This window comes from Vibrio paracholerae (assembly GCF_037672085.1).
Lineage (GTDB): Bacteria > Pseudomonadota > Gammaproteobacteria > Enterobacterales > Vibrionaceae > Vibrio > Vibrio cholerae.
Map to the genome: position 1 here is coordinate 435,336 of NZ_JBBHLM010000001.1, position 13,256 is coordinate 448,591.

The window sequence follows — 13,256 nt, forward strand, 5'->3', positions numbered from 1 at the left end:
ATTTTGTTACGAGGTCAATTATGGCGCGAATTGCGTTTACGGCTCCCCATCACAAAGCCAGTGAAACAGGTTTAGATATCCTTCGCCAAGGAGGAACGGCTTGTGAGGCTATGGTCGCAGCAGCGGCGATGATCGCAGTACAATATCCCCACATGAATAGTATTGGTGGGGATGGTTTTTGGCTTATTGCCGCTAAAGACAAACCGCCTATTGCTATTGATGCGTGCGGATCTTCGGCGCAGAGTATTGCTCTGACGGATTATGACCCTGCCCAAGGATTACCACAGCAAGGTGGTGCTGCAGCACTGACGATGGCGGGAACCATTTCGGGTTGGCAAACGGCGTTGCAGCTCTTTTCATCAGGGATTTCTCTCTCAACCCTGCTTAATCCTGCAATTCAAGCGGCAGAGCAGGGAATTCTTACCACTCCGAGTCTGGCCGCGGCAAGTCAGAAAACGTGGAACCGATTAGCCAAGTTAGAGCCTTTTGCACAGGTCTATTTGGGTCCTTTCCGAGAAACGCTCAAGGTCGGTGACATTGTCACGCAAAAGGCGCTGGCGAAAACATTGACCCATTTATCCCAGTTCGGGCTTGATGCTTTTTACCAAGGCGAGTTAGCTCAACAAATGGCTAAAGAGTTGGAAGAGGCAGGAAGTCCCCTACGTTTAGCAGACTTTATCCAGCATAAAGCCAGTATCGTTACTCCGCTCACTCATAATATGTCCCAAGGCCAGTTCTATAATCTGGGGGCTCCGACTCAAGGATTAGCCTCGTTATTGATTCTGGGAATTTATGATCGACTGGCACATCAGGCGAAATCGCAAGCCGATCATGTTCATCTGCTCATTGAAGCAACCAAAATTGCGTTTGATATTCGTAATCGAGCGATTACTGATGAAAAATACATTCCGACCGCGCTTCAAGATTACCTCATTGCCGAACGAGTCGATAAACTTGCAGAGAAGGTAAATCTCTCTCAAGCTACAGCTTGGCCGCAAAAAACGCAACTTGGTGATACTGTCTGGATGGGCGCTGTAGACCGATATGGCACTATGGTAAGTTTTATTCAAAGTATTTATTGGGAGTTTGGTAGCGGTGTCCTTCTACCCTCTAGTGGAGTGCTTTGGAACATCCGTAGTCAAAGTTTTTCTTTGGATCCCGAACACATCAATTGCCTTGCCTCTCGTAAAAAGCCATTTCATACCTTGAATCCTGCCTATGCCGAGCTTAAAGATGGCCGAAGAGTGGTTTACGGAACCATGGGAGGAGATGGCCAACCACAAACTCAAGCCTGTTTGATCAGTCGTTACCTATATCAAGGCGATTCACTAGAGCAATCGATCGCAAAACCCCGTTGGTTATTGGGGAGAACGTGGGGAGATAGCACGACCAAATTGCAGATGGAGTCGTCTTTGATGGGGCAACTCGGTACTGAGTTGTCTGCACGCGGTCACCAAATCAATTCGGTTCCCGATGGTGTTGAGTTGATGGGCCATGCTGGTGCGATTGTTGTTGGTACGGATGCCAGCCTTGAAGTTGCAAGCGATCCTCGCAGTGATGGCGCAGCATTACAACTGTGGCTGGAATAATTCCTTTAAACAGTACCTTATGTTGGTTAAGTCGATTATTATTTAGCGCCCGCGATTAAACTGAGAATCAAGATTTGATGAAGTTACCCTTACGCCTAAGCTTTGGATGTTTACTTGTGATGTCGTTTTCTGCAACGGCAAAAAGCTATGATTTTATTCAAGAACATCTTGAGCAAGCTTTCTCATCAAGTGTGGTTTTGTCGGATAGTGATGTTTTTACTGCAGGGTTCAACAATTTTGATCCTAACGATTGGTTTAAAATAGACAATGATAACTTGGGGACTCCTGAGTCTATTGAAAACCGCAAGAAGTATAAATCGAGTACGCTCCCCATTACACTTTCTTTAAGTGAGGAAGATGCGTACCACCAGCATCAGCTTTTCTTTCGTCTTTCCGCTTCAGTGATTGATGATGAATTGAGCATTGCTAATATACCGGGTGAAACTGAACGCTATCGTCAGTCGGTGTTGGGCGGGGCGATGTTTTATCGTTATCAATATCGACTAACCGATCACTGGACTTTGACGCCGGCCATCGGAACGCATTTACTCTATTACCGCAACACGGTGACCTATAACAATCCCCAATTTAAAATGCTCTTCTCGCCGTTAGATGGGCTATTGGTTAACACTTATGCTTGGGCAAATTTGGTCGAGACGAATCTTAAGATTCAGTACGAAGAAGAAAAAAGCTGGGGTCGCTGGAAGGCCTCATCAGCATGGCACTATTTTGGTGGGTACGGTTGGGGCAAAGCCAATAATGGTGAAATTGGCAATCCCGAAGGATGGTATGTCGCCAACACGTTAACGGGTGTTTATGACTTCACTCAGCTTGGCCGTTCCGTTCAATCAATTTATGGCAGTATTAAGCGAGTTGATGTGGGTAGTACACCGCAAGAGCCGTTAGGGACATCCAACTATTATGAGGCGAGTTTTGGTTGGCTAATGACACCGCCCTTTGAGATGGAGCTCATTGATAATATTGGTTTAGGGCTCACCTTTAACTACGGTAGTGCGTTCAAGGGCGGGAGCATTGTGCTGTTTTTCAACCAAGATTAACTAGCGACTTTGACACAATTGCGCCCAGCTTGCTTCGCTTTATAAAGTGCTCCATCCGCGGCTTTGAGTGCCTCAATAGGATGACGGTACAGCTCAGAATCACACACGCCAATGCTGATGGTAATAGTGACAATGTCACTGTTACTTTTTCGGCTGCGTTTTTTTGCACCTTCGGCATGACTTTTCGGGCGCTGGTTGGTGTCACGAATCACCAACTCGTAGGACTCAATATCCTGCCGTAAGGCCTCGATGAAAGGCAAAACCTCCTTTGCCAATTTTCCTTTGTAAATAATCGAGAACTCCTCACCACCATAGCGGTAAACTCGTGCTTTACCGTTGATTTCACGTAATCGAGAGGCAACCAGTTTTAATACATCGTCCCCCGTATCATGCCCGTAAGTATCGTTAAATTTCTTGAAATGGTCGACATCAAGCATGGCAAGGGTAAATTTTCGGCCAATATGTTTTAAATCCTGATCAAGCGCTTGCCGACCAGGAATTTGGGTGAGTGGGTCGTTAAATGCCATTTCATAACCGGCGGAAATGAGGTAAACCAGAATAAGCAGCCCAGATAAGGTAAACATGATGGTGGAAATATAGGGCACATGAAACAGCACAAGTGCATTCATTCCCAATACAATCGAACTATAAACTACAACGTCAAGGATTTGATTGCGCGTTAATACCGAGATAGCAGCAATACCTGCGAGTGCGACAAGGTAGGCAACAACCACCAAGGGTAAGCGAGAAATTTGCGGCACAACGAAAAATATTCCTTCGGTCATACTGGAATGGTCTGTTTCACCTATGTGTAGCTGAGTCAGCCATGCCCAAAAGATGAACAGTAATAAAATAGCCAAGTAACTGAGGAAGGATTTGCTGAATAATCCAGCATTCTTGTAGGCGTATGGTAAAAAGCAGGCCACAGGTAAAAGTAGGCTCAGCATAATGAGTTCAAGCATGGTGGAATTGACGGTTAAAGGCGTTTGAAGTCGAATTTGGATCAACCAGTAAGCCAGTAACATCGTCATCGCTACCATGGCGATTCTGCTTTGTTTAAAAATGTGAGCGACGGTCAGCGCAATCACAAATAGAATGTAGGGGAGGTTGACAGCCATGCCTAAGTTAGACTTTATCACCAGTACCACATTGCTCAAGCCTAGCCAAATGGCTATCAGCAGCAATAGAGGAAAACCGAAACGGAACCAAGGTGAAGTAACAAAGCTAGAAGACATGAATTCCTGAGGTTCTACATTGAATTAATGAAAATTCTACAATTAAAAATTGTAACCAAGGATACTTTGATTTCATGAATTTCCAAGCTTTTTACTTGAGTTAAGTGATGAAAACTCTGCTTATTGCGTAAGTATATTGTGACAAGTATAGGCTTGATTAAAGATAAAGTTCGGTAGATTCGGCTAAAGTGATCTCATGGCGTCGTGCAGAATCTACAATATATACACAAACTACTTTGGCGTCGCTGCTCGCAGGCACTGGCGCAGTTTCAGTAGCAAGGTAACTATTGGTGAAAAGTGCAGTGAAATATGGTGTTTTTGACGGTTTAGCAGGAGAAACAAGATGCAATTGAGCGAAGATGTTCATAATTATATGGAAACTCTGGTTGGCCAAGTGCTTGGGCAACCAGAATACTCAGAGACCTACGACCAAGATCAGCTCGCTGATTTGGCCTGCTTGGCTTTGTGCCAATTAAGACCTATCTATATTCGACATGACATCGATTTTCTTTCTGCATTGCCAGAGGCCAAACTGGTTATTCTAAAAGATCATGCACTGATCGCTGTTCAAGCTGCTGAATCCATGATAGTTAATGATCGGCGTCGTAATCGAGACAGTGACGTGCCCGTGATTTTCACTCATGCGCGTTTTGATGATGATGCCGAATTGGAGTGGTTTGAAACTCCGATCGTCAATCAAGTTCAGCACCATAAGTAAGGAATCAAAGTGGGATTATTTTCGCGCCTTTTTGGTAAGCCAAAGCAGCAAGAGCCGGTTCAGGTAGAACCCATCGAATATAAAGGTTTTATGATCTATCAAGAGCCCATTTCTGAAAACGGACAGTTTCGGGTTGCAGGTCGAATCACACAAGAAATCAATGGTGAGTTGAAAACCCATCGTTTTATTCGCTCTGATTTGGTTTCCAGTAAAGCAGATGCGGAAGAGTTGATGCTCAAGAAAGCTCAGCTATTTATCGACCAAATGTCAGGCCAAATCTTTTCCTAACACACCCTGATATTGATAAATATCATGAATATCGCTTATGCCAAAGGCTATGCTTAGGCTCTTTTCAATACTGGCATAATTTAACTCTCTGTTTTTATAAAAGATATACCCTTCCTACTTGAAGCTGCAGTGGTGTTGGCTACGTTCATTCACCCCAATCACATAGTTTATCTATGCTCATGGGGATGAACTCTCTTGCCGCCTACCTGCAACTCCAAGTAGTTGGGGTATAACTGCAACTGGTTCGACCTCTGCTTCGTATGAAATCCGTTGTAATTATCTAACAGACTTCACACAATCAGTCTCAACTTGGCATTAAAAGTAACCAAGCTTCGTAATTGAATTACAAACAGCTTGCAGTTCATGTCATCGTCCGATAAAAACAGATAATCATTGTGCCAATAGTCAAGGAACCGCTATGCAAATTGGTGTACCAAGAGAACAACTCGCTGGTGAAACACGAGTCGCTGCTTCTCCCTCATCGGTAGAGCAGCTTATTAAATTAGGATTTGAGGTTTGTATCGAATCAAAAGCCGGAGCGCTTGCCAGTTTCGATGATGCCGCTTATACCGCAGCCGGCGCTACGATCGGCTCACGTGAAGAGATTTGGGCTTGCCCACTTATCCTCAAAGTCAATGCCCCTTCAGATGACGAAATTGCTCTTCTTAAGGAAGGCGCGACACTCGTAAGTTTAATTTGGCCAGCCCAAAATCCTGCTTTGATGGAAAAACTCTCAAGTAAAAACATCAACGTGCTGGCGATGGATGCGGTGCCTCGTATCTCACGTGCGCAAGCATTGGATGCACTCTCGTCGATGGCGAACATTGCGGGTTACCGTGCAGTGGTAGAAGCCGCTCATGAGTTTGGTCGTTTCTTTACTGGTCAAATTACTGCAGCAGGTAAAGTACCGCCCGCGAAAGTCTTTGTTGCTGGTGCCGGCGTTGCTGGCTTAGCGGCAATCGGTGCTGCGGGTAGTTTAGGCGCTATCGTCCGCGCGTTTGACGTTCGTCCCGAAGTAAAAGAGCAAGTGCAGTCTATGGGGGCTGAGTTTTTGGAAGTTAACTTCCAAGAGACTGCTGGCTCTGGCGATGGTTATGCTAAAGAGATGTCGGATGAATTCAACCGCAAAGCGGCTGAACTTTACGCCGCTCAAGCGAAAGATGTAGATATCATTATTACTACCGCGCTGATTCCAGGAAAACCTGCACCAAAGCTTATCACCAAAGAGATGGTAGATAGCATGAAAGCGGGCAGTGTGATTGTCGATCTGGCGGCAGCGAATGGCGGCAACTGTGAATACACAGTCAAAGATCAGGTTATTACCACAGACAACGGCGTTAAAGTGATCGGTTATACCGATATGGTAGGGCGTCTACCGACCCAATCATCGCAACTGTATGCAACAAACCTAGTTAACTTGCTAAAACTACTCTGCAAAGAAAAAGACGGCAATATCGACATCAACTTCGAAGATGTTGTGCTGCGTGGCGTCACCGTAGTTAAAGCCGGCGAGATTACTTGGCCAGCGCCGCCTATTCAGGTATCCGCACAGCCTCAGCAAAAAGCCAAAGTACAACCGACTAAAGCGCAGAAGAAAGAGCCAGAGCCGACTTCTCCTGTTAAAAAACTGGTTGGTTTAGCCGTGGGTGTTGGTCTCTTTGCGTGGGTAGCTTCTGTTGCACCTGCTGCATTCTTAGGGCACTTTACTGTGTTTGTACTGGCCTGCGTTGTGGGTTACTACGTGGTATGGAATGTAACTCATGCTCTTCACACACCTTTAATGTCAGTGACTAACGCGATTTCTGGCATCATTGTAGTAGGAGCATTATTACAAATTGGTCAAGGCAGCGGTATTGTGACTTTCTTGGCTTTCATCGCCGTCTTAATTGCAAGCATCAACATCTTTGGTGGCTTTACCGTTACCAAACGTATGCTTGAAATGTTCCGTAGAAACTAAAGGAGTACGCAATGTCTGCAGGATTGGTACAAGCAGCGTACATTGTTGCTGCCGTGTTTTTCATCATGAGTTTGGCTGGTTTATCAAAACAAGAGTCAGCTCGGATGGGTAATTACTATGGTATTGCTGGTATGGCAATGGCCTTACTGGCGACCATTTTTAGCCCTAACGCTGAAGGTCTCGCATGGGTTTTATTGGCTATGGTGATCGGTGGCGGTATTGGTATCCACTACGCAAAGAAAGTGGAAATGACGGAAATGCCAGAGTTGGTTGCAATATTGCACAGCTTTGTGGGTATGGCCGCGGTACTGGTAGGTTTTAACAGCTACATTGATGCCCCTGAGGCAGCCACCCACGCGGAACATGTGATCCACTTGGTTGAAGTATTTCTCGGTATCTTTATCGGTGCAGTGACCTTCACTGGCTCTATTGTTGCGTTTGGTAAACTGCGTGGCATCATCAAGTCCACACCACTTAATCTTCCGCACAAACATAAACTCAATCTGGCGGCATTAGTCGTTTCTGGCTTATTGCTGATCCACTTTGTGAATGTCGATGGTAGTTTGTTTGCGCTGATTGTGATGACGTTAATCGCTTTTGCTTTTGGTTATCACTTGGTAGCGTCGATCGGTGGCGCAGATATGCCAGTGGTCGTGTCTATGCTTAACTCCTATTCTGGTTGGGCAGCGGCAGCTGCGGGTTTCATGTTAGCCAATGATCTATTGATTGTGACCGGTGCGTTGGTTGGTTCATCGGGTGCAATTCTGTCTTACATCATGTGTAAGGCGATGAACCGCTCATTCATTAGTGTGATTGCTGGCGGATTTGGTCAAGAAGTCGTGATCAGTAGCGATGAAGAGCAGGGTGAGCATCGTGAAACCAGCGCTGAAGAAGTGGCTGAAATGCTGAAAAACTCGAAGTCAGTCATCATCACACCTGGATATGGCATGGCGGTCGCGCAAGCGCAATATCCCGTCTATGAAATTACTGAAAAACTTCGGGCTCAAGGTGTTACGGTACGATTTGGTATTCACCCGGTTGCTGGGCGTTTGCCGGGGCATATGAACGTACTACTCGCTGAAGCGAAAGTGCCTTATGACATCGTATTGGAGATGGATGAAATCAACGATGATTTCTCTGATACCGATACCGTACTGGTTATTGGCGCTAACGATACCGTAAACCCTGCGGCACTTGAGGATCCCAATAGTCCAATTGCGGGGATGCCAGTACTGGAGGTATGGAATGCAAAAAACGTTATTGTCTTTAAACGTTCAATGAATACAGGCTACGCAGGCGTGCAGAACCCCTTATTCTTTAAAGAAAACACCATGATGTTGTTTGGTGATGCAAAAGAGAGTGTCGACTCGATAGCCAAAGCTCTATAAAATCGACACCGTTAAGAAGCCAGCATAATGCTGGCTTCTTTGTTTTGTAGACTGTCATTATTGACATCAATATAACACTCGAATATCTCTTTACCGGATAATGCGTTATAGTTTTTACATGTTAGTAAAATCCAATATTCCCTTGATAAGAGCGCTTAATCTCACCTTGGTAAGCTTATGTTTTGCCATCTTACCGAATCCAGTTCACGCCGATTCGCTTCCTGAGCGCATCGACTTGTTTGTTTCGCTCTTTGATTATAATTCTGCAACGACTTCTTACGATATTCGATCGATTCAAACCGATTTTCCCACACGCTTACTCACTCCAGACAGTATGCTGCCGCAAACATCTGAATATCCGCTTAAAGATATTCAACTGCTTTATAAATTGGCACAAAGTTGTACTGGGAAGTTGCCATTAAGTCCATTGATCACTGAACCTTTGGTGTTTACTCGTTCACTCTGTAAAGGATCCAGCTTGTCACCACGCTGGTTTGCCCGTAGTGGTTTGATTCATCCAGGTGGTGGGACCTATGCGTTTCGTTATGTGAAAAAATACCCTGCCCAGTTTGCGAATTTGCTTCCTTATATGCATATTCAAGAGCGTCCCAATGCCGCAGAAGGAACCTTGCTGTACCACTTACAAAATATGAGTGAAGATGCGATCAATGCTTTGGTATCTGGTGCATCCATGTTTGGCTCGGGTAGTGATTTATGGTTAAGAAAAGGGGATATCTACTACCTTTTTAATGAAGAAACGTGGTTAACCAATGCCAATAAAGCTGGATTAAGCTATAGCTTATTATCAGCAGACAACACCTGCTTTATTCAGCGTGGCAATATCTGTTGGGATGTGGAAGATCATTCGGGTCTTTTACGAACCAGCATGATCATTCTTGTTATTGCCAATATCTTCCTTGTGCTTGGTTGGTCTGGGTATCGCTGGAATTCAAAACGACAAGAAATGCGCAGTCGGATGCTCATTTTGCAAATTCTAACCCATGAGCTGAGAACACCGATTGCGAGCTTGTCACTCACCGTTGAAGGTTTTCGACGTGAGTTTGAGCATTTGCCAGAATCTCTGTACGATGAATTTCGTCGATTGTGTGAAGATTCCCGACGATTGCGCCAACTCGCTGAAGCGAGTAAAGACTATTTACAGTCTGACAGTAAACCACTAGCGTCAGATTGGGTCTCCTCGGTGGAGGAGTGGCTACAATATAAAGTAGAAGAAGAATTTAGTGGTAATGTGACTCTGAAACTTAATCAGGATATCGCTGCCAAACTAAATGTTTATTGGCTTGGAACCTGTGTGGATAATTTATTGCGTAACGCTGTCAAATACGGCGTTGCACCTGTCACTCTCGAAGTGATAACTCAAACTAACTTAGTTACTTTTAAAGTGACAGACCAAGGCTCGTTGACTCACCGTGATTGGCGCCATTTGCGCAAACCATTTGTGAGTAAAAGCGGCTTAGGCCTTGGATTGACCATAGTCGAATCAATGGTGGGGCGAATGGGCGGTAAAATGTCACTCGAAGGCCCACCGACAACTTTTATTTTGGAGATACCTTGTGAAACAGACACTGCTTCTCGTTGAAGATGATAAAAACCTCGCTGACGGCCTATTAGTCAGTTTAGAGCAAGCCGGTTATGACTGTTTACATGCAGAAACGATCGCAGATGTTAAGCAGCATTGGGACAAGGCGGATCTCGTTATCCTTGATCGTCAACTGCCTGATGGAGATTCCGTACAACATCTTATGGAGTGGAAAAAACTTAAGGATATTCCAGTGATCCTTTTGACAGCATTGGTCACAGTAAAAGATAAAGTGACCGGACTTGATGCGGGTGCAAACGATTATCTCACTAAGCCTTTTGCAGAAGCTGAACTGTTTGCACGCATTCGTGCACAACTACGCTCCCCAGATAGTGGACAGGATGACAGTAAAGTTGTTACCTCCAACTTAACGATTGATAAAGCCACTCGTGAAGTTTTCTTCAATGGTGAGTCGATAACTCTTACCCGAACCGAGTTTGATTTATTACTCTTTTTAGCTAGTAACTTAGGTCGAGTTTTTACGCGTGATGAATTACTTGATCATGTTTGGGGATATAACCATTTCCCAACTACACGAACTGTAGATACTCACGTTTTGCAGCTGCGCCAAAAGTTGCCAGGGCTTGAAATTGAAACTCTACGTGGTGTTGGTTACAAAATGAAAGCGTGATCATGGTTAAGCCAAATTCTCCTTTATGGTTAACAGGCATGCTTATCAGCATGCCTGTTTTTGCGGATCCAACGGGATGGTTTGAAAAAAACACTCCGTTAACCCAGGCTCATCAACATCTCTTAAATAATGATTTGCAGAGTATGTTCAGCTCATTGGTGGAAGTGTGGCAGCTTGAAAAAAATAACAATCTGAAAACGCATTTGAATAATTTACTTATTCAGTCCTTAAATGTGGATTGTGGCCGGGGACTAGACAACAAACCATTTCCAGACTGGATTCAAGGATTGACTATTCGACGAGTGGATGTTCAAAGCCCTGGCCGAGATGCTTATCAAGTTGCGATTGATACCAAGACCAAAGTCCCCATTACCGATATTCGTTTGACCAAATGGGTTGATAAAATCGTCTCAACTGATAGCTCATTTACCAATCGCAGTGACAGTGTCACCACAAATGTATACACATACGCTCAACGTTACAACTTGACCAATCCATTGAGTTCAGGATTGTATCGTATTGATATTACAGCCACTGATCAGGAGTCATGGAGTGCATGGGTCATTTTAGGTGACACAATAGCCAAACAAGTGGTGCGTTGGGCATCAAAAGATGAGTGGCAGATTCAAAAGACGGAATTGCTCAATCCACATTGCCCATTGCCGAAACTATCCATTTCAGTATTTGATCACATCGATGGTAACTATAAACAGATTTGGAGTGAGAGCTATGAATCGGATTATCCAACCACACTAGGTAATATATCACTACCTTCCGATCGTTACATTGTCACCGTTTCTATGATTCACCAACGTTGGCAAGGACCGCTAGCTATTGAACAATCTCAGGTTATTAGTAAAACTTATGATGTTAATATAGATGAATAGCTGAAGATATTGGACAATATGCCGCTATATAATAAAAAGGACGAATAGGCTGATATCACTATGAAAAAAAAATTTCTTTCTGTTGGTTTTGCATTAATTTTCACTTCTCCACCCACATTCAGTGCAAACTATGCGATTGAAGCACGCGGAGATGCGATGGGTGGTGTCGGGGTTGTCTCTGGTAACTTTCTCACCGGCCCCTTTTACAACCCAGCTCTGGTCGCCATTTATCGTCGTAATGACGACGTAGGGATGATTTTACCGAGTATTGGTTTGTCTTATAATGATCCCAATGACCTCGTTACTGATTTGGATAAAGTGTCTGAGATTATTAAACGAGGCTCTGAAAGCAATCTTGGTGAATTGAATAAAAGCTTAACCGCAATGCAAGGAGATGTACTAAATGCCGAACTCGGCGGTGTAGTAGCCTTTGCCATACCTAACCAATTTATTTCTGCCAACGTTTTTGGTAAAGCCTACACTGAATCTTTTGTTTCACCGCTTATCGATAATACAGCATGTACAGAATCAGAGTTTTCATGTCAGCTAGATAGAGCAAAGAAAAGCTCTGTAAATGCCGTTTCAGTGGGAATTACTGAGCTCGGTATTACTTTAGCCAAATATCAAACTTTCCTTGGGCAGCATATCGCTTTTGGTATCACGCCGAAGTTGCAACGTGTGTATACCTATGTCTACGAAGCCCGTCTAGATAGTTATGACATAAAGGATCTTCGTGACAATGGAAACGGAGAAACCATTTTCAACATGGATGCCGGTGCATTGTGGTTTTATGGTCCAATTCGCATTGGTTTTGCTGCAAACAACCTAATTTCTCGCGAAATCAAAACTAAAACGATCACTTCTGCCGTCTCAGGCAATCCTATCTCATACTCATACGATATGAAACCGCAGTACACGGTGGGGGCTGGGATTGTTGCTGATTACTTCACACTAAGCGTGGACTATGACCTTAATGAAGAAGAGCGCTACAAAGACTTCAAAGACAACACACAAATGATCCGCGTCGGTGGCGAGATCGATATCATGCGTCAGTTAAAATTGAGGGCAGGGTACAACAAAAATCTTGCGTACGATAATACTAAAGGAACGGTTACGGCTGGTATCGGCTTGTCGCCATTGAATCTCTTCCAATTGGATCTTGGTGCAAGTTATACCAATGAAAATGCCATGGGGGCCTACATCAACTTCCTTGCGAGTTATTAAGCATCTCTTTATAGTGTGGCTCCTTTAAGGAGCCTTATTTATGTTTGATGATATACCCACATTAACTCACGCTGAACAACAAGCCGCCGTAGAGAGAATACAAAAACTGATGGCAGAAGGCATCAGTACCGCAGAGGCAATCAAGATCGTTGCCCAGCAAATCCGAGAGGACAAGAAAACACAAAGCCAAGGCACTCATTGAGTGCCTTTTTTATTATCCGCTTTAGCGGTGGCGATAATCGTAGCCAATTTTTCATACACAAATCATCTAAAAACACGCAACCACTCGTTCATTTATGGCTTTTAATCATTAAAACAATAAGTTATGAAAGAATATTACGCTACCTGATTTCGGTTTTCTTATGGGAAAATGATTCAAGTGTAATTTAATTACACCAAATAAATACCATATTGAAACTCCAGCATAATCAACTGGTAAGGTTGCAACGTCACTATTTGATGATTAGAGCGCCATCGCAAATTAGTGCGCATTATCATTGTTATGTTAAATTAAAGCGTGAAAGCAGGTCGCAAACCCTAATCTGCTCCCTATTCTTAATCCAGCATTAAACATAACTGCATTTACCATAAAATACCTAATAATCATATTTATCATTTTCAATGTTAAGTATGATTATTAGTGACATCGTCACTCGGATTATACTTGCGTCAACTGTGTAC

General features: G+C 44.0%; 12 protein-coding genes. 11 read left to right on the forward strand and 1 reads right to left on the reverse strand.

Going from position 1 to position 13,256, the window contains the following annotated elements:
• Positions 1-20: 20 nt before the first annotated feature.
• A complete protein-coding gene (locus R4537_RS02050) occupies positions 21-1,589 on the forward strand; it encodes a gamma-glutamyltransferase family protein (protein WP_071178074.1) in 1,569 nt (522 codons plus the stop codon).
• Positions 1,590-1,666: 77 nt separating this feature from the next.
• Positions 1,667-2,647, forward strand: a complete 981-nt coding sequence (locus R4537_RS02055) for a Solitary outer membrane autotransporter beta-barrel domain (RefSeq protein ID WP_161768768.1) — start codon at positions 1,667-1,669, stop codon at positions 2,645-2,647.
• Here the strand turns inward: R4537_RS02055 and R4537_RS02060 are convergent.
• The gene (locus tag R4537_RS02060; RefSeq protein ID WP_316245998.1) at positions 2,644-3,765 is read right to left on the reverse strand and encodes a GGDEF domain-containing protein; all 1,122 of its coding nucleotides are present in this window, start codon (positions 3,763-3,765) and stop codon (positions 2,644-2,646) included. The genes R4537_RS02055 and R4537_RS02060 overlap by 4 nt on opposite strands.
• 460 nt (positions 3,766-4,225) lie before the next feature.
• On the opposite strand from R4537_RS02060, the gene R4537_RS02065 reads away from it, so the two are divergent.
• The 9 genes from R4537_RS02065 to R4537_RS02105 all read left to right on the forward strand — a co-directional run bounded on the left by R4537_RS02065 (position 4,226) and on the right by R4537_RS02105 (position 12,777).
• A complete protein-coding gene (locus R4537_RS02065) occupies positions 4,226-4,600 on the forward strand; it encodes a late competence development ComFB family protein (RefSeq protein WP_001177156.1) in 375 nt (124 codons plus the stop codon).
• A 9-nt stretch (positions 4,601-4,609) separates the two neighbouring features.
• A complete protein-coding gene (locus R4537_RS02070; RefSeq protein WP_032480202.1) occupies positions 4,610-4,888 on the forward strand; it encodes an HlyU family transcriptional regulator in 279 nt (92 codons plus the stop codon).
• A gap of 418 nt (positions 4,889-5,306) precedes the next feature.
• The gene (locus R4537_RS02075) at positions 5,307-6,845 is read left to right on the forward strand and encodes a Re/Si-specific NAD(P)(+) transhydrogenase subunit alpha (RefSeq protein ID WP_071178076.1); all 1,539 of its coding nucleotides are present in this window, start codon (positions 5,307-5,309) and stop codon (positions 6,843-6,845) included.
• An 11-nt stretch (positions 6,846-6,856) separates the two neighbouring features.
• Positions 6,857-8,233, forward strand: a complete 1,377-nt coding sequence (gene pntB, locus R4537_RS02080; RefSeq protein ID WP_029627607.1) for a Re/Si-specific NAD(P)(+) transhydrogenase subunit beta — start codon at positions 6,857-6,859, stop codon at positions 8,231-8,233.
• 118 nt (positions 8,234-8,351) lie between these two features.
• Positions 8,352-9,833, forward strand: coding sequence for a sensor histidine kinase VxrA (vxrA, locus tag R4537_RS02085; protein WP_000960565.1), 1,482 nt, complete (start codon positions 8,352-8,354; stop codon positions 9,831-9,833).
• Positions 9,808-10,464 (forward strand): response regulator transcription factor VxrB, encoded by a 657-nt coding sequence (vxrB, locus tag R4537_RS02090; protein ID WP_000815044.1) that lies wholly within the window; start codon positions 9,808-9,810, stop codon positions 10,462-10,464. The genes vxrA and vxrB overlap by 26 nt, the downstream gene beginning before the upstream one ends.
• A 2-nt stretch (positions 10,465-10,466) precedes the next feature.
• Complete coding sequence (locus R4537_RS02095; RefSeq protein WP_071178077.1) at positions 10,467-11,351, forward strand: DUF2861 family protein; 885 nt, start codon at positions 10,467-10,469, stop codon at positions 11,349-11,351.
• 60 nt (positions 11,352-11,411) lie between these two features.
• Entirely contained in the window at positions 11,412-12,575 is a 1,164-nt protein-coding gene (locus R4537_RS02100) for a conjugal transfer protein TraF (protein ID WP_071178078.1), read from the forward strand.
• A 40-nt stretch (positions 12,576-12,615) separates the two neighbouring features.
• On the forward strand, positions 12,616-12,777 hold the full coding sequence (locus R4537_RS02105; protein ID WP_071178079.1) for a YoaH family protein: 162 nt from the start codon (positions 12,616-12,618) through the stop codon (positions 12,775-12,777).
• Positions 12,778-13,256 lie beyond the last annotated feature (479 nt).